Here is a 22,096-nt window from a genome sequence, read left to right on the forward strand (position 1 = left end):
GCGTCAGCGAAAGCGAGGCTTCGGTTGGCAGCGGGGGCAGTAGTACGAGGACCGGTTCATGAATTTCTCGCGCGCCACCGGGGCTCCGCAGCGCCGGCACGGCTCGTCCTCCCGCCCGTACACGGCCAGGGACCGTTCGAAGTACCCGGACTGACCGTTGACGTTGACGTACAGCGCGTCGAACGAGGTACCGCCCGCGGCCAGCGCCTCCCCCATCACCGCGCCGACCTCGTCCAGCAGGGTGCGCAACGCGGGCCGGGTGAGCGTGGCGGCGATCCGGTTACCGTGGATGCGGGCCCGCCACAGGGACTCGTCGGCGTAGATGTTGCCGACCCCTGAGAGAACGGACTGGTCGAGCAGCACCCGCTTGATCTCGGAGTGCTTCGCGCGCAGCGCCTTGACGGCGGCCTCCCGGTCGAAGCGGGGATCGAGGGGATCGCGCGCGATGTGCGCGACGGGTTCCGGCAGCAACGAACCGTCCACCTCGACGAGCGGGGCCAGCGCCCAGCCGCCGAAGGTGCGCTGGTCCACGAATCGCAGTTCGGTGCCATCGTGCAGCGCGGCCCTGATGTGGGCGTGCTTCTCCACGGGCGCGCCGGCGGGCTGAACCAGCATCTGGCCGCTCATGCCGAGGTGCACGACGAGGGCCTCGTCGTCGTCCAGGGTGAGCCAGAGGTACTTGCCGCGCCGCTGCGCCGAGTCCACCCGTCGGCCGGTCATCCGGGCCGCGAGATCGGCCGCGCCGAGCAGGTGCCTGCGCACCGAGCGGAGATGGGTGACGGTGACCGATTCGATGGTGCGGCCGACCACGTGTTCGGCGAGTCCGCGCCGCACGACCTCGACCTCGGGAAGTTCGGGCACGTCAGGCTTCGTCGGTCAGCGCCTGATAGGCCGCGCCCGCGGCCTTCTGCTCGGCTTCCTTCTTGGACCGGCCGATGCCCTGCCCGTAGGCCCGGCCGCCGATCACGGTGGTCGCCGTGAACTCCTTGTCGTGGTCGGGGCCCGTCGAGGTGATCTCGTAGCTGGGCACGCCGAGTCCACGTTCGGCGGTGAGCTCCTGCAAGCTGGTCTTCCAGTCGAGCCCGGCGCCCATGCGGGGGCCGCGCTCGAGCAGGTCGGCGAACAGGCGCAGCACGAGGTCGCGGGCGACCTGGATGCCGTACTGCAGGTGCACCGCCCCGAGCAGCGATTCCATGCCGTCGGCGAGGATGCTCGGCTTGTCCCGGCCGCCGGTGAGCTCTTCGCCCTTGCCGAGCAGCAGGTGCGCGCCGAGCCCGCCGTCACCGAGCCCGCGCGCCACCTCGGCGAGCGCGTGCATGTTGACCACGCTCGCCCGCAGCTTCGCCAGTTCGCCCTCGGACTTGTCCGGGTGCTCGTGGTACAGCCGCTCGGTGATGCTCAGGCCGAGCACGGAGTCGCCGAGGAACTCCAACCGTTCGTTGGTCGGCAGGCCGCCGTTCTCGTAGGCGTACGACCGGTGCGTCAGCGCCAGGCGCAGCAGGTCCGGTCGCACGTCGACGCCGAGCGCTTCGATCAGGCTCTGGTGTGCACCGGGCGAACCGGCATCATCCTTGCTGGCTGTCACGTCGATACGAAGGATCGAATGCCTCAGACGGCGGCGGTGACCTGGCGGCCCTTGTAGGTGCCGCAGGAGGGGCAGGCGATGTGCGGCAGGGTCTTCTGACCACAGCCGCGGTTCGGGCAGGTGATCAGGGTCGGCGCGGCGGCCTTCCACTGGCTGCGCCGCGACCTGGTGTTGGAACGGGACATCCGGCGCTTGGGAACGGCCACGACTAACTCTCCTCTGTTGTCTTGATGAACGCTGCCTGTTCGGCGGGTTATCGGTCTGGGTCGGCGTCCGCGTCGGGCGCGCCGCTGCCGGGCGATCCGGTGGCGAACTTCGCCAGCCCGGCCCAGCGAGGGTCAAGTATCTCATGCCGGTGATCAGAACCCGCAATCGCCATCCGCACGCCGCATTCCGGGCACAGGCCCGCGCAGTCGGGGCCGCACAGCGGCTGCAACGGCAGCGCGAGGCCGATGGCGTCGACCACCACGGGTTCCAGGTCGATGAGATCGTCCGTCATGCGGTAGACCTCGTCGTCCTCGGTGGTCTGCTCGGTGGTGCTGTCCGGGTAGGCGAACAGTTCCGTGACGTGCAGATCCACGCTGTCGGTGAACGACTCCAGGCAGCGCGAGCACTCCCCGGCCGTCGGCGCGGACACCGTGCCGGTGACCAGTACGCCTTCGGACACCGCCTGCAACTGCAGGTCCAGCTCCACCGTCGAACCCTCGGGGATGGCGATGAGATCGAGCCCGATCCGGCCCTCGGTGGTGAGCGAGCGCCGCAACTCCCGCATCGTGCCGGGCCTGCGGCCCAGACTGCGGACGTCCAGCACGAAACCCGCGTCCGGCGTGCGGTGGGAACGCGCGCGCGAACGCGACGCGGAACCGGAACCGGCGGGCATCACGTACTCACTCTCACTGCGGGAAGGGGGATGGGCAACCACTCAACAATACGCGAGGGCCCGGTCGAACCTCAAAACGGCCGGCGATCACCAGCTCCCCGCGCGCCGACCGGACGCCCGCGGTGGCGCCTACCGCCGGTAGTCGGCGGCGTAGTCGGGCGCACCCGCCCCCGTGCGCAGCTGGTGCCGACCACCGCGCACGGTGCGCAGCGTGCTGTTCAGCGTCTCCTCGAACTGCGCGAGCGTGGAGTCCACGTAGTGGTCGCACTCGTCGCGGGTGCGGTCGGCCTCCTCGGTCGCGGCGTCGACCAGGCGCGCGGACTCGGCGTGCGCGGCGCGCACCACCTCGGTCTGCGACACCAGGCGCTCCTGTTCGGCCCGGCCCTCGGCCACCGACCGCTCGTAGGACGCCTTGCCCGCCTCGATCATCCGCTCCGATTCCGCGCGCGCCCGGCCGGTGACGGCCTCGTACTCGGCGTTGCCGTCGGCGACCACGCGGTCGGCCTCGGCCTGCGCGGTGGCGACCAGGTGATCGGCGTGCGCGCTCGCCTCGGCGACCATGCGGTCGGCGTGGGCCTTGGCGTCGGCGAGGATGCGGTCGGCCTCCTCGCGCGCGGACTCGATGGTCTGGGCCGCCTGCTCGTTGGCCGAGGTCACGGTGGCTTCGGCGCCGGTGCGGGCGTCGGTGACGATCTTGTCGCGGTGGTCCAGGACGTCCTGGGCGTCGTCGAGTTCGCCCGGCAGCGCGTCGCGCACGTCGTCGAGCAGGTCCAGCACATCGCCGCGGGGCACGATGCAGCTGCGGGTGGGCGGGATGCCGCGCGCCTCCTCGACGATCGCCACCAGCTCGTCGAGTGCCTCGAATACGCGATACATGCTCGTTTACCCCGCTTTCCTGCCGATCTCCGGCGAAACTCTCCGCCGGTGCCCAGTGTGCCCCTGATCACGGCATCTGCCGAGTCCCGGCCCGGTGTGTCGTGACAGTGTCTGCCAGACCACACAATCAAGTGGAGACTGACCCTCCACTTGATGCTAAATTTCTATGGAGAGATCGGCGCGCGGGACCCCGACAAGGATTTCGCAAGCCGGTCACAGGGCCACACCGTGAGTGTGGAACCACTCCCGAGTCCGACGGGAAGGATGCGGCCCCCGCCGCGGTTGTCCTTTACCGAGGGCTCACGGTTTCGATCGGAAAGAACGATGACGGTTCTGGAAGCGCCGCGATCGGCGGTGGTGCCCGCGGGGCTGTACACCCCGTGGGTGGTCGTCGCTGATCCCACCGCGCGCACCGCACCGGCCCTGTGGTCCGGCCCGCTCGGCTATCTGCGCGGTGACCGCGCCTTCGCCCAGCTCATCCGTTTCGCCCTCGTCGGCGGTTCCAGCAATGTGGCCTACGTGCTGCTGTTCTTCGCCATGCACGGCATCGGCCCGATCGCGGCCAATATCGCCGGCTCGGTGGTGAGCACGATCATCGCGAACGAACTGCACCGCCAGCTCACCTTCCACGCGGCGGGGCGCGTCGGCTGGTTCACGGCGCAGTGGGAGGGCGGCGGCCTGGCGCTGCTGGGCCTGGGCATCACCACGGCCGCGCTGGCCGGGCTCGAGGTCTGGGCGCCCGGACTCGGCGGCGTCGCGCAAGCCGGCGCGGTGCTGGCCATCACCGCCGCGGTCGGCGGCCTGCGCTTCCTGGCCCTGCGCGGCCTGGTCTTCTGAGTCCCGTAGACACACGAAAACCGGCGCCCACCATGTGGTGGGCGCCGGTTTCGCGTTCGGGTTACTTGTTCTCGGCGAGGCGGTCGAGCAGGCGCTTGTGCACGATGCCGGGCAGCAGATCGCTCACGTCGCCGCCGTACTTCGCGACCTCCTTGACCAGGGAGCTGGACACGAAGCTGAACTCCGGGTTCGACGCGACGAAGAAGGTGTCCACGCCGCTGAGCTTCTTGTTCATGTGCGCCATCTGGATCTCGTAGGCGAAGTCGGTGGAGTCGCGCAGCCCCTTGACCATCGCGGTGAGTCCTTCCTGCTTGGCGAAGTCCACCAGCAGGCCGCGCCACGACGCCACCCGAACATTGGGCAGATCGGCCGTGACCTCGCGGATCAGCTCCATGCGCTCCTCCACGGTGAACATGCCCTGCTTGTTGGGGTTCACCACGACGGTCACCACGACCTCGTCGAATTGCGCTGCCGCCCTGGCGAAGACGTCGAGATGTCCGTTGGTCACCGGGTCGAACGACCCGGGGCACATAGCTCCAGCCATGAGCCGAAACTATCAGGTCGATACCCGGGATTCGACCGGCGGCGTGCGGCCGAACGATGCCGCGAGCGCCGGGTTCCGACGAGCGCTGTTTCGCCGCACGCCATTCTCCGCGAGCCTTCGGCCGGGCGGCCCGACTGACAGGCCGGGCTCGCGACCTGATCGGGCCCGGAGAGCGCTCAGTCCTGCGGCTCGTGCTCCGCCAGCTCCAGCCGCGTCTCGCCGTAGCGGCGGGCCTTGGCGGGGACGAAACCCGCGGGCCAGTCGATCTCCGCCGACCGCGCTGACCGCTCGACCACCACCACCGCCCCTGGCCGCAACCACCCGTGCTCGGCCAGCGCGCGCACGTCGGCGGTGACCGCGTCGGTGGCGAGATCGTAAGGCGGATCGGAGAATACGAGGTCGAACTCCCCCGCTCCACCCCGTGCCAGCACGGCGGCGACCGCGCCGACGCGCAGCTCCGCTCCGGGCAACGCGAGGTCGGCGATATTCCCGCGCACCACCGCCGCCGCCTTGCGGTCCGACTCCACCAGCAACGCCGACGCCGCCCCCCGCGACAGCGCCTCCAGTCCCAGCGCGCCCGATCCGGCGTACAGGTCGAGCACCCGCGCGCCGTCGAAGTCCAGGCGCGCGTCGAGCGCGCTGAACAGCGCCTCGCGGACACGGTCGGAGGTCGGCCGGGTGCCGGCGGGCGGCACCCGCAGCCGCCGCCCGCCGGCCGTCCCGGCCACGATCCGCGTCATTGCGCCGAGGAGTCCGGCGCGGCCAGTTCGACCAGCAGGTCACCGCCTTCGACCTGCTGCACCTTGCCGATCGCCACCCGCGCGACGGTGCCGCCGCGCGGCGCGGTGATGGCGGCCTCCATCTTCATGGCCTCGATGGTGCCGATGGTGTCGCCCGATTCGACGGTGTCGCCCTCGGACACGGCGAGGGTCACCACGCCCGCGAACGGGGCGGCCAGGTGGCCGGGGTTGGTCTTGTCGGCCTTCTCCGCCACCGGGACCTCGCTGGCGATGGACCGGTCGCGCACCGCGACGGGGCGCAGCTGCCCGTTGAGGATGCACATCACGGTGCGCATGCCGCGCTCGTCGGGTTCGGAGATCGCCTCCAGGCCGATGAGCAGGGTGACGCCCTTCTCCAGCTGCACGCGGTGTTCCTCGCCGTAGCGCAGCCCGTAGAAGAACTGGTTGGCGCTCAGACCCGAAGTGTCGCCGTACTTTTCGCGATGCGCGAGGAGTTCGGCGGTGGGGCCGGGGAACAGCAGGCGGTTCAGGGTGGCGCGGCGCAGCGCGGAATCGCCCGCGAGCCCGGCCTCGTCCTCGGGCGTGAGCGGGGTTTCGGGCTTGGCCGCGCCGCGACCCTCGAGGGCCTTGCTGCGGAACGGTTCGGGCCAGCCGCCGGCCGGGGTGCCGAGTTCGCCGCGCAGGAAGCCGATCACCGAGTCCGGGATGTCGTAGCGGCCCGGATCGGCGGCGAAGTCCTCGATGTCGACGCCGGTGCCGACCAGCGCCAGGGCCAGATCGCCGACGACCTTCGACGACGGCGTCACCTTCACCAGGCGGCCGAGCAGGCGGTCGGCGGCGGCGTACTTCGCCTCGACCTCCTCGAAGCGGTCGCCGAGGCCCAGCGCGATGGCCTGCTGGCGCAGATTCGACAGCTGACCGCCGGGGATCTCGTGGGTGTACACGCGCCCGGTGGGGGCGGGCAGCCCGGATTCGAAGGGCGCGTACACCTTTCGCAGCGCTTCCCAGTACGGCTCGAGGTCGCACACGTTCTGGAGGTTCAGCCCCGTGTCGTACTCGCTGTGCGCGGCCGCCGCCACGATCGCCGAGAGCGCGGGCTGACTCGTGGTGCCCGCCATCGCGGCGCTGGCGCCGTCCACCGCGTCGGCGCCGGCCTGCCAGGCGGCGAGGTAAGTGGCCAGCTGACCGCCCGGGGTGTCGTGGGTGTGCACGTGCACCGGCAGGTCGAAGTTGCTGCGCAGCGCGGTGACCAGGGTGGCCGCGGCGGGCGCGCGCAGCAGGCCCGCCATGTCCTTGATGGCGAGCACGTGGGCGCCCGCGTCGACGATCTGCTCGGCCAGCTTCAGGTAGTAGTCGAGCGTGTAGAGCGTCTCGTTCGGGTTCGACAGGTCGCCGGTGTAGCTCATCGCGACTTCGGCCACGGCCGTGCCGGTTTCGCGCACGGCGTCGATGGCCGGGCGCATCTGGTCGACGTTGTTGAGCGCGTCGAAGATGCGGAAGATGTCGATGCCGGTGGCCGTCGCCTCGGACACGAACGCGCGGGTCACCGCCTCCGGGTAGGGCGTGTAGCCGACGGTGTTGCGCCCGCGCAACAGCATCTGGAGGCAGATGTTGGGGATCGCCTCACGCAGCGCGGCCAGCCGCTCCCACGGGTCCTCGTGCAGGAAGCGCAGCGCCACATCGTAAGTCGCGCCGCCCCACGCCTCGATCGACAGCAGCTCCGGGGTGAGCCGCGCGACGTGCCCGGCGACGCCGAGCAGGCCCGTGGTGCGCACGCGGGTGGCCAGCAGCGACTGGTGCGCGTCGCGGAAGGTGGTGTCGGTGACGCCCACCGCCTTCTGCTCGCGCAGCGCCTTCGCGAAGCCCTCCGGCCCCAGGCGCAGCAGGCGCTGGCGGGAGCCGTCGGGCGGCGGGGCGCTCAGGTCGATGGCGGGCAGCTTGTCGTGCGGGTAGACGGTGGTGGGCCGCTCGCCGTGCGGCTTGTTGACGGTGACGTCGGCCAGGTAGGTCAGGATCTTGGTGCCGCGGTCGGCGGAGCCGCGCAGGGTGAGCAGCTGCGGGCGCTCGTCGATGAACGAGGTGGTGACCCGGCCGGCCTTGAAATCGGGATCCTCGAGCACCGCTTGGAGGAAGCCGATGTTCGTGGTGACGCCGCGGATGCGGAACTCGGCCAGCGCCCGCGCCGCGCGCGCCGCCGCCGCGGGCAGATCGCGGCCGCGGCAGGTGAGCTTGACCAGCATGGAGTCGAAGTAGGCCCCGATCTCGGCGCCCAGGTTCGCGCCGCCGTCCAGGCGGATGCCCGCGCCGCCCGGCGTGCGGTAGGCGGTGATGCGGCCGGTGTCGGGGCGGAACCCGTTGGCCGGGTCCTCGGTGGTGATGCGGCATTGCAGGGCCGCGCCGCGGATCGACACGCTGTCCTGGCTCAGGCCGAGGTCGGCCAGGGTCTCCCCCGCCGCGATGCGCAGCTGCGACTGCACCAGGTCGACGTCGGTGATCTCCTCGGTGACCGTGTGCTCGACCTGGATGCGGGGGTTCATCTCGATGAAGACGTGGTTGCCGCGCTCGTCGAGCAGGAACTCCACGGTGCCCGCGCAGCTGTAGCCGATCTGGCGGGCGAAGGCCACCGCGTCGGCGCAGATACGTTCGCGCAGCGCGGGATCCAGGTTCGGCGCGGGCGCCAGCTCGATCACCTTCTGGTGGCGGCGCTGCACCGAACAGTCCCGCTCGAACAGGTGCATCACGTTGCCGTGCTGGTCGGCCAGGATCTGCACCTCGATGTGGCGCGGATTCACCACGGCCTGTTCGAGGAACACGGTCGGGTCGCCGAACGCGGACTCGGCCTCGCGCGAGGCGGCCTCGATGGATTCGCGCAACTGCTCGGGCGCGGCCACCCGGCGCATGCCGCGCCCGCCGCCGCCCGCGACCGCCTTGACGAAGATCGGGTAGTCGAGTTCGGCTGCGGCGGCGAGCAGTTCGTCCACGTCGGCCGAGGGCGCACTGGACTTCAGCACGGGCAGACCGGCCGCGCGGGCGGCCTCGATGGCGCGCGCCTTGTTGCCCGCGAGTTCGAGGACCTCCGCCGAGGGGCCGATGAAGGTGATGCCGGCGCGCGCGCAGGCGGCCGCCAGATCGGGGTTCTCGGAAAGGAATCCGTAACCGGGGTAGACGGCGTCGGCGCCCGCGGTCTTGGCCGCGTCGATGATCGCCTCGATGGAGAGATAGGCGCGGACGGGGTGGCCGACCTCGCCGATCTGGTAGGACTCCGCGGCCTTCAGCCGGTGGACCGAGTTGCGGTCCTCGTACGGGAAGACGGCGACCGTCCCGATGCCGAGTTCGTAGGCCGCGCGGAAGGCGCGGATGGCGATCTCGCCACGATTGGCAACCAAGACTTTCGAGAACATCGGTCCAACGTACCTGCCCCCGGAATCGGCTCCTACATGGAACTACCCTTCGCAGCGATCTTCACAACCAGACATAGCAACGGTGCGAAGTTGCGTTCATCCGGCCGTCACATCTCACCGCCCGCCCGCGACCGCGGTGCGCGCCCGCGACGGGTACCCGCACGGAATAACCGCGGCGTCTTTTATGCTGGACGACGCAGCTGGTTCTCCAGTGCGCCGACGAGATGGAGCCCCTACGTCGCGCGCCGGAGTCGAAGCCCGCCCCGGCCAGCCGGGCGCGAGTGAGAGGGAACCCGGTGGGAATCCGGGACTGTCCCGCAGCGGTATGCAGGAACGAACACCGTCATCGAGCACTGGGCGCGAGTCCGGGAAGCGACGGTCAGTAGGTCGGCCGGGAGCCCCCGCGCCGGTGCCCGCGAGTCCGAAGACCTGCCAGTTGTGCCGGATACGCCGTATCCGGCGGCCACCGCCTCGTGGATTGGGCGCGCGGACCACCAGTGACGACATCCGGGCTCCGTTGCACACGGCTGCCCGCGAGGTCCGCTGGTCGACGCCGCCCGCATGGCGATGGCTCACGACCTAGGCACTGGAGCACAACCGTGACTGTTTCCCAGACTCCTTTCACCGCAACGGTTCTCGGCCTGCCCCGGGTGGGGCCGCGGCGCGAGCTGAAGCGCGCCACCGAGTCCTACTGGGCCGGGCGCATCGACGCCGTGGCGCTGCACCGGGTGGCGGCCGATCTGCGCGAGGCGCAGTACGCCGAGCTCACCGCGGCCGGGCTCGACTCGATCCCGGTGGGCACCTTCTCCTACTACGACCAGGTGCTCGACACCGCCGTGCTGCTGGGCGCGCTGCCCGAGCGGGTGGCGGGCATCGCCGATCCGCTGGACCGCTACTTCGCGGCCGCGCGCGGCAACGATTCGGTGGAACCGCTGGAGATGACCAAGTGGTTCGACACCAACTACCACTACCTGGTGCCCGAGATCGGTCCCGACACCGTGTTCTCGCTGCACCCGGAGAAGCTGATCGACGAGCTGGCCGAGGCGCGGGGGTTCGGCGTGCCCGCGCGGCCCGTGGTGGTGGGCCCGATCACCTTCCTGAAGCTGGCCAAGGCCACCGAAGGCGCGGCACTGGATCGACTCGGCGAGCTGGTCCCGCTCTATCGCGAGCTGCTGCGCAAGCTGGCGGCCGCCGGTGCGGAGTGGGTGCAGATCGATGAGCCGTCGCTGGTCACCGACCTCACCGACGATGAGATCGCCCTGGTGCGCTCCACTTACACCGAGCTGACGGCGGGCGAGGACCGCCCGGCCGTGCTGGTCGCCACCTACTTCGGCGACCCCGGCCCGGCCCTGGCCGCGCTGGCCGGCACCGATGTGGAGGGCATCGCGCTCGACTTCACCGCGCCGATCGAGCTGTCCGCGGTGGCCTCGCTGCCCGCGCTGGCGGGCAAGTTGCTGGTCGCGGGCGTGGTGGACGGCCGCAACGTGTGGCGGGCGAACCTCGACGACGCGCTCACCACGCTGGGCACCCTGCTGGGCAGCGCGGGCGGCGTCGCGGTGTCGAGCTCCTGCTCGCTGCTGCACGTGCCCTATTCGCTGGAGCCGGAGACCGGCCTGGACGCGCGGCTGCGGGCCTGGCTGGCGTTCGGCGCGGAGAAGGTCGCCGAGGTGCGAGTGCTGGCCACCGGTCTGCACCAGGGCACCGAGGCGATCGCCGACGAGCTGGCCGCGGCCCGTGCGGCGGCGACCTCGCGCACCGAGGACCCGCGCCTGGCGGACGCGCAGGTTCGCGCCCGCCTGGCCGCGCTCGGCCCCGACGCCGCGCGTCGCGCCCCGGCCGACGAGCGGCGCGCGGTGCAGCAGGCCCGCCTGAACCTGCCGCCGCTGCCGACCACCACCATCGGCTCCTACCCGCAGACCTCGGCGATCCGCCTGGCTCGCGCCGCGCTGCGCAAGGGCGAGATCGACGAGGCCGAGTACACCGCGAGGATGCGCTCGGAGATCGCCGACGTGGTGGCGCTGCAGGAGAAGCTGGGCCTGGACGTGCTGGTGCACGGCGAGCCGGAGCGCAACGACATGGTGCAGTACTTCGCCGAGCAGCTCGACGGCTTCGCGGCCACCGAGAACGGCTGGGTGCAGTCCTACGGCACCCGCTGCGTGCGCCCGCCGATCCTGTTCGGCGACGTCGCGCGCCGCGCGCCGATGACGGTGGACTGGATCACCTACGCCCAGTCGCTCACCGACAAGCCGGTCAAGGGCATGCTGACCGGTCCGGTCACCATCCTGGCGTGGTCGTTCGTGCGCGACGACCAGCCGCTGGGCGAGTCGGCGCGTCAGGTGGCGCTGGCCATCCGGGACGAGACGGTGGACCTGCAGTCGGCGGGCATCCGGATCATCCAGGTGGACGAGCCCGCCCTGCGCGAGCTGCTGCCGCTGCGCGCGGCGGATCAGCCCGCGTACCTGGACTGGTCGGTGGAGTCGTTCCGCCTGGCCACTTCGGGCGTGTCCGATGCCACCCAGATCCACACCCACCTGTGCTACTCGGAGTTCGGCGAGGTCATCGACGCGATCGCGGGCCTGGACGCCGACGTCACCTCCATCGAGGCGGCCCGCTCGCACATGGAGGTGCTCGACGACCTGAACGCCGCGGGCTTCGATCTGGGCGTGGGCCCGGGTGTCTACGACATCCACTCCCCGCGCGTGCCCAGCGTCGAGGAGATCACCGTGTCGCTGCGGGCCGCGCTGAAAGCCGTTCCCGCCGAACGGCTCTGGGTGAACCCGGACTGCGGGCTGAAGACTCGCGGGCAGGCCGAGGTGGAGGCCTCGCTGGCGAACCTGGTCGAGGCGGCGCGGGCGGCGCGCCCGTAGGCCGGTCGCGCCGGTCGTCCGCTGTCCGGTGACGGGCCGCACGGACACATCCGTGCGGCCCGGTTCACCGGTGCCACTCCGGGCGTTCGTGCCACTTGCGCCGCGGGTAGCTCTCGCACACCGGGCGCGGGCCGGGCACGCGCGTCCGGCGTGGGCGGACACCCCGCCGGTACGCCGCCCAGCAGTTCGGCCTGTCCATCGGGCACCTTTCCTCGTTCCTCCGTGAACACCGCTCGTCTATTCGGACGTGCGGGAGTGCCCCTGAGTTCCCCAGGAACACAACGGATTTCACGGGGAGGCGTGATCCGCCCGCCTCGGACTCAGCCGGACAGGCCGAACGCGCGGTTGATCGCCGCCATGTCGAAGTAGTCACGCCAGGCCGCGATCTCGCCGTCGCGCACCTCGAACACGCCCATCACGGGCAGCGGGGTGTCGCGGCCGTTGCCGCGCAGCGTGTCGGTGCGCTCGTTCATGACGATCTCGCCCGCCACCACCTGGTGGTGGATCTCGAAGTCGATGGCGTCGAAGGTGGTGAGGAAGCCGGCGATGAAATCGCGGATCGCGGCGCGTCCGGCGATCGGCTCCATCGGAATGTTGTGGTAGACGGCGTCTTCGGCGAAGAACGCGGCGATCCGGTCGGGATCGGGGTCGGACCAGCTGCGGCACATGGCGCGCACGAGTGCGTCGGGACCGGACATGGGTCACTCCCTCGGGGCCGGGGTTGCGGACCGCCCGATTCAACCAAACAATTGCTTGGTTGAACAAGGTTTCGGTCCGCCGGGCGGCCCAGTCGCTCAGCGCAGCGCCGCGCCGCCCGCCACGAGCAGTTCCCGCTGCGGTGCGCCCGAGTACTCCGACAGCGGCCGGATCAGCGCGTTGTCGGCCGACTGCTCGGCGATGTGCGCCGTCCAGCCGGTGATGCGGCTGATCACGAAGATGGGCGTGAACATCGGGATGTCGAAGCCCATCAGGTAGTACGCCGGGCCCGCCGGGAAGTCCAGGTTCGGCAGGATCCCGGTGGCGGCTTCCATGGTCGCGGCCAGCTCGTCGTACATCGTCAGCCACCGCTGCCCGCCGGTGACCTCGGCCACGTCGTCGAGTGCGGCTTTCATGGTCGGCACCCGCGAGTCGCCCTTCTTGTACACGCGGTGGCCGAAGCCCATCACCTTCTGCTTGGCGGCGAGCTTGTCCTTCAGCCATTGCGCCGCCAGATCGGGGTCGCCGATCTCGAGCATCATGTGCATGACGGCCTCGTTCGCGCCGCCGTGCAGCGGGCCCTTGAGCGCGCCGATGGCGGCGGTGATCGCGCTGTAGAGGTCCGAGCGCGTCGAGGTCACCACGCGCGCCGCGAAGGTCGAGGCGTTGAAGCTGTGCTCGGCGTAGAGCACCAGCGACGTCTCGAACGCCTTCACCAGGCGCTGGTCGGGCACCTCCCCGAAGCACATGTTCAGGAAGTTCTCGGCGAAGCCGAGGTGCGAGTGCGGGGCGATCGGGTCGAGCCCGCGGCGGCGCCGCATATCGGCCGCCACCACCGTCGGCAGCACCGCGAGCAGCCGAAGTGCCTTGGCCAGCAGGTCTTTCGGCGCGGCGACGCCGTCGGTATCCGGCACCGGATCCTCCGCGCCGAGGTAGCTCACCACCGTGCGCACCACGTCCATCGGGTGGCAGGTGTCGGGCATCTTCTCGATCAGCGAGAGCACCGAGCGGTCGATGCGCCGCTGCGCGCGCTCACGCCGGCAGAACAGTTCCAGCTGCGCCACATCGGGCAGTTCGCCGTACCAGAGCAGGTAGGCGACCTCCTCGAAGCTGCAGTGCCGCGCCAGATCCTGCACCGCGTAGCCGCGATAGGTCAGCGAATTGGTCTCGGGCACCACCTTGGAGACGGCGGTGGTGTCCACCACCACGCCGGCCAGGCCCTTCTTGATCTCGGTCATGATTCACTCGCTCAGCGTGAAGTTGAATATTCCGGAGTCGAAGTCGTTGTAGCGCTGGTAATCCAGCAGTTCGTACAGTCGCTTGCGGTGCTGCATCCGGTCCAGCAGGCCGGATTGCGTTCCGGTGGCGGCGATCTCGGCCAGGCCCTGCTCCACCGCGAACATCGCCAACCGCAGCGTGGTGACCGGGTAGATCACCGCGTTGAAGCCCAGGTTCTCCAGCTCCCCGGCCGAGATCAGCTCCGACTTGCCGAACTCGGTCATATTGGCGAGCAGTGGAATGTCCACGGCGGCACGGAATTTCGCGAACTCCGAGGCATCGGCCAGCGCCTCGGTGAAGATCATGTCCGCGCCGGCGTCGGCGTAGGCCTTGGCCCGGTCGACCGCCGCGTCCAAGCCCTCGATGCCGCGCGCGTCGGTGCGCGCGCAGATCACGAAGTTCTCGTCGCGCCGCGCCGACACCGCCGCCCGCAGCCGCCGCACCATGTCGTCGGCGGGCACGACCGCCTTGCCGTCGAGATGGCCGCAGCGCTTGGGGTTCACCTGATCCTCGATATGGCAACCGGCCAGGCCGGCGTCCTCGAGGAAGGTGAGGGTGCGCGCGGCGCTCATCGGCTCGCCGAAGCCGGTGTCGGCGTCGATCAGCACCGGCAGGTCGGTGACCCGCGCGATCTGGCGGCCGCGCTCGGTCACCTCCGTCAGCGTGGTCAGACCGATGTCGGGCAGCGACAATTCGGCCGAGACCACCGCGCCGGAGACGTACACACCCTCGAACCCCAGCTGCTGGACCAGCGTGGCCACCAGCGGGTTGAACGCTCCCGGTAGACGCTGAATCTTCCCCGACGCCAACCCGTTCCGCAGCGCGACGCGCTTGTCGGCGGCGGAGGTGGCGGCGGCCATCAGCCCGGTCATCAGAAGATCCCCTCGGGAATCCGCGGCGCGCGGCCCAGTACCTCATCGGACACGGTGAAGGTGAGCTGATCGAGTTCACCGGCCGCCAACTCGGGCGTGCGCTGCGCCGCGGTGAGGAACCGGTCCTGCTCGGCGGGCTCGACGATGCCCTCGGCCAGGGTGCGGAACTTCTCGATGTACTGCTCGCGGGCGAAGGGCCGCGCGCCCAGCGGGTGCGCGTCGGCGACGGCCAGCTCGTCGACGATGGTCTCGCCGCTCTTCAGCGTCACCACGGCCCTAGCGCCGAACGCCTTTTCGTTCGGATCGGTCGAGTGGTAGCGGCGGGTCCACTCCGGGTCCTCGACCGTCGAGATCTTGTGCCACAGCTCCACGGTGTCCGGGCGCTGCGCGCGTTCGGGCGCGTAGGACCGCTCGTGGTGCCAGCCGCCGTCCTGCAACGCGACCGCGAAGATGTACGGCACGGAGTGGTCGAGGGTCTCGCGGCTGGCGTGCGGGTCGAACTTCTGCGGGTCGCCCGAGCCGGTGCCGATCACCACGTGCGTGTGGTGGCTGGTGTGCAGCACGATCGAGGCGATCTGGTCGAGATCGCCGATGCGCTCGCGCATCCGGCGCGCCAGGTCGATCGGAGCCTGGCTCTGATATTCGGCCGAATGCTCCTTGGTGTAGCTGTCCAGGATGGCGCGCTTGGCCTCGCCCGGCGCGGGCAGCGGTACCTGGTACTCCACGCCCGTGCCCCCGAGCAGCCACGCGATGACGCCATCGGCGCCCTCCCAGATCGGGGCGGGCGCGCCCTCGCCGCGCAGCGCGCGGTCCACGGCCTCCACGGCCATCTTGCCCGCGAACGCCGGGGCGTGCGCCTTCCAGCTGGAGATCTCGCCCTTGCGCGACTGGCGGGTCGCGGTGGTGGTGTGCAGCGCCTGGCCGACGGCCTGGTAGATCGTCTCGGCGTCCAGGCCGAGCAGCGTGCCGATGCCCGCGGCGGCCGACGGGCCGAGATGGGCGACGTGATCGATCTTGTGCTCGTGCAGGCAGATGCCGCGCACCAGGTCGATCTGGATCTCGTACCCGGTGGCCAGGCCGCGGATCAGGTCCGCGCCGGAGCGGCCGGTGTGCTGGGCGACGGCCAGGATCGGCGGAATGTTGTCGCCGGGGTGTGAGTACTCGGCGGCCAGGAAGGTGTCGTGGAAGTCGAGTTCGCGCACGGCGACACCGTTGGCCCACGCGGCCCACTCCGGCGAGACCTTGGCGGCGGCCGGGAGGCCGAACACCGTGGCGCCCGAGCGGCCTGCGCGCGGGGTGTACGGCTGCGCGGCGGCCTGGGCGCGGGCGCTGGAGACCGGCTTGCGGACCACGGACGCGGCGGCGACGGCGGCGTTGTCGATGATCCGGTTCACGATCATCTCGCGCACCTCGGCGGTCACCTCCACCGGGTCGACGGCCACCTCGGCGATCTTCGTCGCGAGGTGCTCCTCGCGCGGAAACGCTTCGTCGGCGGCGCGGGCGCGTACGATGTGGGTCTTCATGCATCCTCCGGTTCGGACGGCTCGAGGATTTCCAGCCGGTTCTCTTCGCACACTACGCACGGGTGCATTTCGGTAAAAGCCCTCGCAGATGCCGATTTCTGCGGGGAAGAATCCTCGAAGTTGCGATGATTGCGAAGATCTTGGGCTAGCATGCTGGCGTGCGCAAGATGTACGCGGGCGCCCGGTTGCGGCGATTGCGTGAGGAGCGGCGGATGACCCAGGCCGCCCTGGCCAAATCGCTCGACCTCTCGCCCAGCTATCTCAACCAGCTCGAACGCGATCAGCGACCGCTGACCATCCCGGTGCTGTTGAAGCTCAATTCGACCTTCGACCTGGATGTGCAGTTCTTCGCCGCCGACTCCGACGCGCGGCTGGTCTCGGACCTGCACGACGTGCTGGTCGACGCCGCGGGCGGGGACTCCGCGCCGCTCACCGAGGTCGAGGAACTGGCCACCCGCCAGCCCGAGGTGGCGCGCATCCTGGTCGCCATGCACCGGCGGCTGCGCGCCGCCACCGATCAGCTGGACCTGCTGTCCTCGCGGGTGGCCGCGCCCACCGGCGCGCCCGGGGTGCCGATGCCCTACGAGGACGTGCGCGACTTCTTCTACGACCACCACAACCACATCCCGTCGCTGGATCACGCCGCCGAGCGGTTGTTCGAGGAGAGCGGGCTCACCATCGGCTCACTGGACCGGCAGTTGGCGCGGGTCGCCGAGGAACGCGCGGGCGTCACAGTGCTGGTGCGCGGCGACGGCGCCGACCCGAACATCCCCAAGCGCCACTACGATCCGGACAGCCGCACGCTCACGCTGGCGCGCCGGCTGCGCCCGGGGCAGCGCGCCTTCCAGATCGCGACCACGCTCGGATTCCTGTTGTACGGCAAGGAACTCGACGCCGTGCTCGCCGAAGCGCCTTCGCTCACCGGCGAATCCAGGTCGCTGGCGCGGATCGGGCTGGCCAACTACTTCGCCGGCGCGCTGATCCTGCCCTACGGGCGCTTCCTGCGATCGGCGGAGGAACTGCGCTACGACATCGACCTGCTCGGCCTGCGTTTCGAGGTGGGGTTCGAGACGATCTGCCACCGCCTGAGCACCTTGCAGCGGCAGGGCCAGCGCGGCGTGCCGTTCTTCCTGGTGCGCACCGACCGCGCGGGCAATATCTCGAAACGCCAGTCCGCCACCGCCTTCCACTTCTCCCGGGTGGGCGGCAGCTGCCCGCTGTGGGTGGTGCACGAGGCGTTCGCCCGCCCCGGGTTGATCCTGCGCCAGATCGCGTCCATGCCCGACGGACGGCGCTACCTGTGGATCGCCCGCACCACCATGACGGCGCCGCAGGGATTCGGCACGGCCACCAAGAACTTCGCGATCGGCCTCGGCTGCGATATCGAATACGCCGACCGCCTGGTGTATTCTGCGGGCCTGCAACTCGACGACCCGGCCGCGGCGGTGCCGATCGGCGCGGGCTGCAAGGTGTGCGAGCGGCCCGCCTGCCCGCAGCGCGCGTTCCCGCAGATCGGGACGCCGCTGGCGGTGGCCGAGCACACCAGCATCGACCTGCCGTACCCGAAGATGGTGCGCTGACCTACGACTTGGCCAGGTACTCCAGGCGCTCGGAGTCCACGGCCGCGCGCATGAGGGCGGCCAGGCCGGGGTGGTTGCGCAAGCCGGGGTCGTCTTCGACCAGGCGGCGGGCGAGATCCTGTGCGGTGGTGATGACTTCGAGGTCATCGATGAGGGAGAGCAGGCGCAGCGAGGTCGCGGTGCCGGACTGCGCCGAGCCGAGGACGTCGCCCTCGCGGCGCTGGCGCAGGTCGAGAACCGCGAGTTCGAAACCGTCGGTGGTGGCCGCCACGGCCTCGAGCCTGCTCATCGCCGAACCGCCCGGCGCGGCGTCGGTGACGAGCAGGCACAGACCGGGATGCTTGCCGCGGCCGATGCGGCCGCGCAGCTGATGCAGCTGGCTCACGCCGAAGCGGTCGGCGTCCACGATCACCATCACGGTCGCGTTCGGCACGTCGACGCCGACCTCGACCACCGTCGTGCACACCAGCACGTCCACGTCGCCGTCGTTGAAAGCCCGCATCACACGGTCCTTTTCGTCGGCGTGCAGCCGGCCGTGCAGTAGCCCGACCCGCACTTCGGCGAGCGGGCCGGAGCGCAGCGTCTCGAACATGTCCACCACGGCCTGCGTGGGCGGCGCCTCCTTCTCCTCCGGCGCCTTGCCCCGGCCTTTGCCTTTCGCGGGTGCGGCGTCCTCGTCGTCGCCGATGCGCGAGCACACCACGTAGGCCTGCCGCCCCTCCTGCACCTCTTCGAGGATGCGTTCCCAGGCGCGGTCCACCCAGTTCGGATGCAGTTTGCGCGGGACGACTCTCGACGTGATCGGCGAACGCCCACGCGGCAGTTCGGTGAGCGTGGAGGTCTCCAGGTCACCGAGCGTGGTCATGGCGATGGTGCGCGGGATCGGGGTGGCGGTCATGACCAGCAGGTGCGGGCTGGCGCCGTCTTTCGCCTTGGCGCGCAACGCATCTCGCTGCTCCACGCCGAAGCGGTGCTGTTCGTCCACAACCACCATGCCGAGATCGAAGAACTCGACGTTGTCCTGGATCAGCGCGTGCGTGCCGATGACGATGCCCGCCTCCCCCGTCACGGCATCCAGCAGCGCGGCCTTCTTCGCCGAGGCCGACATCGACCCGGTCACCAGGCTCACCCGGGTGGCCTTGTCGGCCGCACCCAGTTCACCGGCCGTCGCCAAGTCGCCCAGCATCGCGCGCAGCGACCGATAGTGCTGGGCGGCAAGCACTTCCGTCGGGGCGAGCAGCGCGCACTGCTGCCCGGCATCCACCACCTGGAGCATGGCGTGCAGCGCGACGATCGTCTTGCCCGACCCCACCTCGCCTTGCAGCAGCCGGTGCATGGGGTGGGCCAGCGAGAGGTCGGCGGAGATCTCATTCACCACCGTGCGCTGGCCCTCGGTCAGCTCGAAGGGCAACCGCTTGTCGAACTCCGCCGCGATCCCGTCCGTGCGCGGTGGGCACGGACGCGCGGTGCGGCCCGCGATCTCGTGGCGGCGGTCGGCCAGCACCAGTTGTAGCGCCAGCGCCTCGTCGAACTTCAACCGCTCCTTGGCGCGGTCGATATCGGATCTGCGCTCCGGCAGGTGGATCAGGCGCAGCGCGTCGGAGACGGGCATGAGCTCGCGATCCGCGCGCACGTCTTCCGGCAGCGGATCGTCGATCGGATCGAGTTGCTCGAGCACCTGTCGCACGCAGGCCAGCAGATCCCAGCTCTGCACCTTCGCGGTGGCCGGATACACCGGGATGAACTCGCGCTCCATGAACGAGACGTCCACGCCCCCTGCGCCTTTCGCGCTCTCGGCCAGTCCGCGCAGAGCGCCGCCGCCACGGACCTTGGTGAACGACCCGACGGTTTCGTCCTCGGTCTCGGGCAGGATGAGGTAGCCGGGGTGGCTGAGATTCCAGGTGCCGGGCCGCCAATAGCTCACGGTGCCCGACATCATCGCCCGCAGGCCTTCCTTGACGACGTACTTCACCTTGTCGCCGTTGAAGAAGGTCACGTCGACCGGACGCCCGGAACCGGTGTCCAGCAACACTTTCAGCAACGAGCCGCGCCGGTTGCGCATCGGCTTGAGCTCGGCCTTGGTGATCCGCCCGATGACCGTGATATGCGCGCCCTCCTCCGGCGCCTCCTCGGTGAGCGGCTGCCCCTGCGTGGCGTAGCGCAGCGGGTAGTGCCGGAGCAGGTCCTCCACGGTGTGCATATCGAACGCGTCGACCAGTGAGTCGGCGGCCTTCTTCCCGAGAACGTGGTCGAGCCGATCGCTCAGTGTCGCCATAGCCGCTCCTGCACCCCGATTCCCATACCGCTCGCCCCGCGCATCATTCCACCCCGATCTGCACCAGATCCCCGTGCTGCCCACCGGAATACACGGTGACCTCCACGCCGGGGAAACCGCCCTCGATGTACGCGGACAGCTCCTCGGCCAGACCGGCGGGGGCGCCCGCGCCGATCAGCAACGTGACCAGTTCCCCGCCGAGCCCGAGCATCCGGTGCAGCAGGGTGCGGCCCGCGCCCGGCACATCGCGGTCGATCACCACCACGTCGTGCCCGACCAGACCGAGTCCGTCGCCGGGTTCGCAGGTGCCGACCATCGTCAGGGCGCGCTGGGTGGCGGCGCGGACCGAGCCCCACCGCATCGCCGCCGCCGCTTCCGACATGGCGAACGCGTCGTCGACGGCGATCCGGCCGCGGTCGTGCACGGCCAGCGCCGCCAAGCCCTGCACCATGCAACCGCTGGGCAGCAACAGCACGTCGCGGTGCTCGTCACGCGCGGCCACACCGACGGCGACCAGTTCGTGGGCGGGCAGCGCGCCGTTCGGCAGCACCAGCACCTCGCGATGGGGAAGCCTGCGGATCGCGGTGAGCAACCCCGCCGAGGTCACGGGATGCTTGTTCAGCACCACCGCGCCCGCCGCCTCGAACAACGCGGCCGCGCCCGCACCGGTCGCCACGGCCAGCACCGCGCGGTCGGCGGGCCCTCGCTCGGGCGCGACGACTACCCGTCGCACTGGCTCGAGCACGGGCGCGGTCACCGCGAAGCTCTCGATCCGGATGCGGCTCACCGTGCCCGCCGCCATCCCGGCTTCCACGGCCGCCCCCGCGTCGGCGCAGTGCACGTGCGCGGACCAGCTGCCCGCGCCGTCGCCGACTATGACGACCGAATCGCCCAGCTCGTCCAACCGGGTGCGTAGGCGCTCGACCTTCGCGGTGTCGGTGGCGTCCAGGACGTACATGACTTCGAAATGCGGGGCGGCGGCGTGGGCATGGTCGAACGCGTCCGCGCATGCGGCCATACCCTTCTCGGGCGCGGCGACGTCCAACGGTACCCCGTCTTGGTGCGCAGGGACGGTGTGCGCACCCGCCCTGTACTCGTCACCGGGAGAGAGAACGGAACCGAGATCGTCGGCCGCCGTATTGCGCACATCCGCCGCCCCTCCAGCACCCTCCGCCCGAGCGGTCCGAACGCCGGGGGTTCCACCTGCCCGATTGTCGCCGGTGGCCCCTGTGGTCCCGCGAGATCCCGCCGACTCGCTCACACCGCCGCACTGCCCCCGCACATACTCCGGCCGGGCCGGAGTCTCTCCCAAAGTCACCGCCACGAGCGCGTCCAGCAGCACCACCAAGCCGCGCGCCCCCGCGTCCACCACACCGGCCGCCCGCAGCACACCCAGCTGCGTCGGGGTGTCGCCCAGCGCCTTCGCCGCACCGTCGGCGGCCGCGACCGCGACCTCCGCCAGCGCATCCTGCTCGCACGCCGCCGCGCAGTCGGCCGCGCACTCCAGCACCGTCAGAATCGTGCCCTCCACCGGCACGCTCAAGGACTCCCGCACCAGCGCCGCCGCCCGGCGCAACGCCACCCGCAACGAATCCCCCGTCAACGGCCCCCGCACCGTCGCCTCCGCCACCCCGCGCAACACCTGCGACAGGATGATCCCCGAATTCCCCCGCGCCCCCAGCGTCGCGCCCCGCGCCAACGCCGCCGCCACCTCGTCCGCCCCCGCGCCACCCGGCAGCGGTTCGGCGGCCACCACGGCCGCGCGCATCGTGGCCAGCAGATTCGTCCCCGTATCCGAATCCGCGACCGGAAAGACATTCAGCGCGTTGATCTCGGCGCGGCGCTGCGCCAAACCGTCCAGGCAGAGCCGGCCCCAGTGCCTCAGCGCCGCGCCGTCGATCGCATCCCGCCGCCCGAACACCCGTCACCTCCCGCACTCGCCCGGACCACACCCGACGAACGCCAGGTTATCCCGCAGCACCGCCTGCGGCCGCCGGGCATGGGACCGGTATGCTGTCGCGGTGCCCGGCGGCCCCTCGGCCCGCCCCACCGGAGTCCCGGTTTGGTGGATCGACAGCCCGTTGGCTACCCTTGCAGGGTTGCCTCACGCGGCCGGCCCTGGCCGTCGCTATCCGCCGCCCG

The 22,096-nt window shown here is 70.7% G+C and carries 17 protein-coding genes and 1 riboswitch; of the genes, 3 read left to right on the forward strand and 14 right to left on the reverse strand.

All coding sequences use genetic code 11. The annotated features are described in order from the left end of the window. Window positions 1-3: 3 nt before the first annotated feature. The 5 genes from mutM to OHB21_RS35585 all read right to left on the reverse strand — a co-directional run bounded on the left by mutM (window position 4) and on the right by OHB21_RS35585 (window position 3,341). Window positions 4-861, reverse strand: coding sequence for a bifunctional DNA-formamidopyrimidine glycosylase/DNA-(apurinic or apyrimidinic site) lyase (gene mutM, locus OHB21_RS35565; protein WP_195126101.1), 858 nt, complete (start codon window positions 859-861; stop codon window positions 4-6). Window position 862: 1 nt separating this feature from the next. Further along, a complete protein-coding gene (gene rnc / locus OHB21_RS35570) occupies window positions 863-1,585 on the reverse strand; it encodes a ribonuclease III (RefSeq protein ID WP_067509039.1) in 723 nt (240 codons plus the stop codon). Window positions 1,586-1,608: 23 nt separating this feature from the next. Further along, on the reverse strand, window positions 1,609-1,791 hold the full coding sequence (gene rpmF, locus OHB21_RS35575; RefSeq protein ID WP_067509037.1) for a 50S ribosomal protein L32: 183 nt from the start codon (window positions 1,789-1,791) through the stop codon (window positions 1,609-1,611). Window positions 1,792-1,838: 47 nt separating this feature from the next. Further along, the gene (locus OHB21_RS35580; protein WP_195126100.1) at window positions 1,839-2,465 is read right to left on the reverse strand and encodes a YceD family protein; all 627 of its coding nucleotides are present in this window, start codon (window positions 2,463-2,465) and stop codon (window positions 1,839-1,841) included. A gap of 129 nt (window positions 2,466-2,594) precedes the next feature. Then, window positions 2,595-3,341: a DivIVA domain-containing protein gene (locus tag OHB21_RS35585; RefSeq protein WP_067509033.1), complete on the reverse strand. Its 747-nt coding sequence runs from the start codon at window positions 3,339-3,341 to the stop codon at window positions 2,595-2,597. A 324-nt stretch (window positions 3,342-3,665) separates the two neighbouring features. Between OHB21_RS35585 and OHB21_RS35590 the strand changes: the two genes are divergently transcribed. Then, window positions 3,666-4,178 carry a GtrA family protein gene (locus OHB21_RS35590; protein ID WP_067509031.1) on the forward strand — a complete coding sequence of 171 codons (513 nt, stop codon included), beginning with the start codon at window positions 3,666-3,668 and terminating at the stop codon, window positions 4,176-4,178. A gap of 61 nt (window positions 4,179-4,239) precedes the next feature. Here the strand turns inward: OHB21_RS35590 and coaD are convergent, their stop codons facing one another. The 3 genes from coaD to OHB21_RS35605 form a co-directional block, all read right to left on the reverse strand. Then, on the reverse strand, window positions 4,240-4,722 hold the full coding sequence (coaD, locus tag OHB21_RS35595) for a pantetheine-phosphate adenylyltransferase (RefSeq protein ID WP_067509029.1): 483 nt from the start codon (window positions 4,720-4,722) through the stop codon (window positions 4,240-4,242). 176 nt (window positions 4,723-4,898) lie between these two features. Continuing rightward, window positions 4,899-5,462 carry a 16S rRNA (guanine(966)-N(2))-methyltransferase RsmD gene (gene rsmD / locus OHB21_RS35600; RefSeq protein ID WP_195126099.1) on the reverse strand — a complete coding sequence of 188 codons (564 nt, stop codon included), beginning with the start codon at window positions 5,460-5,462 and terminating at the stop codon, window positions 4,899-4,901. Beyond that, entirely contained in the window at window positions 5,459-8,863 is a 3,405-nt protein-coding gene (locus OHB21_RS35605; RefSeq protein WP_195126098.1) for a pyruvate carboxylase, read from the reverse strand. Before OHB21_RS35605 ends, rsmD begins: the two co-directional genes overlap by 4 nt. A 286-nt stretch (window positions 8,864-9,149) precedes the next feature. Beyond that, window positions 9,150-9,294: riboswitch (cobalamin riboswitch) on the forward strand. A gap of 168 nt (window positions 9,295-9,462) precedes the next feature. Between OHB21_RS35605 and metE the strand changes: the two genes are divergently transcribed. Next, on the forward strand, window positions 9,463-11,730 hold the full coding sequence (gene metE / locus OHB21_RS35610; protein WP_195126097.1) for a 5-methyltetrahydropteroyltriglutamate--homocysteine S-methyltransferase: 2,268 nt from the start codon (window positions 9,463-9,465) through the stop codon (window positions 11,728-11,730). A gap of 320 nt (window positions 11,731-12,050) precedes the next feature. Here metE and OHB21_RS35615 read toward each other — a convergent pair whose 3' ends face one another. From OHB21_RS35615 to prpD, 4 genes are all read right to left on the reverse strand, one after another. Beyond that, complete coding sequence (locus OHB21_RS35615; protein WP_067509011.1) at window positions 12,051-12,428, reverse strand: nuclear transport factor 2 family protein; 378 nt, start codon at window positions 12,426-12,428, stop codon at window positions 12,051-12,053. A gap of 96 nt (window positions 12,429-12,524) precedes the next feature. Then, a complete protein-coding gene (locus OHB21_RS35620) occupies window positions 12,525-13,664 on the reverse strand; it encodes a bifunctional 2-methylcitrate synthase/citrate synthase (RefSeq protein WP_067509009.1) in 1,140 nt (379 codons plus the stop codon). Window positions 13,665-13,667: 3 nt separating this feature from the next. Continuing rightward, the gene (prpB, locus tag OHB21_RS35625) at window positions 13,668-14,576 is read right to left on the reverse strand and encodes a methylisocitrate lyase (protein WP_067509006.1); all 909 of its coding nucleotides are present in this window, start codon (window positions 14,574-14,576) and stop codon (window positions 13,668-13,670) included. Beyond that, a complete protein-coding gene (prpD, locus tag OHB21_RS35630) occupies window positions 14,576-16,099 on the reverse strand; it encodes a 2-methylcitrate dehydratase PrpD (RefSeq protein WP_195126096.1) in 1,524 nt (507 codons plus the stop codon). Before prpD ends, prpB begins: the two co-directional genes overlap by 1 nt. Before the next feature lie 158 nt (window positions 16,100-16,257). Between prpD and OHB21_RS35635 the strand changes: the two genes are divergently transcribed. Continuing rightward, complete coding sequence (locus tag OHB21_RS35635; protein ID WP_195126095.1) at window positions 16,258-17,679, forward strand: short-chain fatty acyl-CoA regulator family protein; 1,422 nt, start codon at window positions 16,258-16,260, stop codon at window positions 17,677-17,679. A 1-nt stretch (window position 17,680) separates the two neighbouring features. Here OHB21_RS35635 and recG read toward each other — a convergent pair whose 3' ends face one another. Further along, window positions 17,681-19,954 (reverse strand): ATP-dependent DNA helicase RecG, encoded by a 2,274-nt coding sequence (gene recG, locus OHB21_RS35640; protein ID WP_067509003.1) that lies wholly within the window; start codon window positions 19,952-19,954, stop codon window positions 17,681-17,683. 43 nt (window positions 19,955-19,997) lie between these two features. Beyond that, window positions 19,998-21,875, reverse strand: coding sequence for a DAK2 domain-containing protein (locus OHB21_RS35645; RefSeq protein WP_067509001.1), 1,878 nt, complete (start codon window positions 21,873-21,875; stop codon window positions 19,998-20,000). Window positions 21,876-22,096: the final 221 nt, after the last annotated feature.

Origin of the sequence: Nocardia puris (assembly GCF_036051655.1) — a bacterium.
GTDB lineage: Bacteria > Actinomycetota > Actinomycetes > Mycobacteriales > Mycobacteriaceae > Nocardia > Nocardia puris.

What these genes read in the sequence shown, in the direction of transcription:
- OHB21_RS35605 (WP_195126098.1), bottom strand. Translation starts at nt 8,863, where the DNA reads ATGTTCTCGAAAGTCTTGGTTGCCAATCGTGGCGAGATCGCCATCCGC.
- OHB21_RS35580 (WP_195126100.1), bottom strand. Translation starts at nt 2,465, where the DNA reads ATGCCCGCCGGTTCCGGTTCCGCGTCGCGTTCGCGCGCGCGTTCCCAC.
- recG (WP_067509003.1), bottom strand. Translation starts at nt 19,954, where the DNA reads ATGGCGACACTGAGCGATCGGCTCGACCACGTTCTCGGGAAGAAGGCC.
- OHB21_RS35585 (WP_067509033.1), bottom strand. Translation starts at nt 3,341, where the DNA reads ATGTATCGCGTATTCGAGGCACTCGACGAGCTGGTGGCGATCGTCGAG.
- rsmD (WP_195126099.1), bottom strand. Translation starts at nt 5,462, where the DNA reads ATGACGCGGATCGTGGCCGGGACGGCCGGCGGGCGGCGGCTGCGGGTG.
- OHB21_RS35620 (WP_067509009.1), bottom strand. Translation starts at nt 13,664, where the DNA reads ATGACCGAGATCAAGAAGGGCCTGGCCGGCGTGGTGGTGGACACCACC.
- OHB21_RS35590 (WP_067509031.1), top strand. Translation starts at nt 3,666, where the DNA reads ATGACGGTTCTGGAAGCGCCGCGATCGGCGGTGGTGCCCGCGGGGCTG.
- prpD (WP_195126096.1), bottom strand. Translation starts at nt 16,099, where the DNA reads ATGAAGACCCACATCGTACGCGCCCGCGCCGCCGACGAAGCGTTTCCG.
- OHB21_RS35615 (WP_067509011.1), bottom strand. Translation starts at nt 12,428, where the DNA reads ATGTCCGGTCCCGACGCACTCGTGCGCGCCATGTGCCGCAGCTGGTCC.
- prpB (WP_067509006.1), bottom strand. Translation starts at nt 14,576, where the DNA reads ATGACCGGGCTGATGGCCGCCGCCACCTCCGCCGCCGACAAGCGCGTC.
- coaD (WP_067509029.1), bottom strand. Translation starts at nt 4,722, where the DNA reads ATGGCTGGAGCTATGTGCCCCGGGTCGTTCGACCCGGTGACCAACGGA.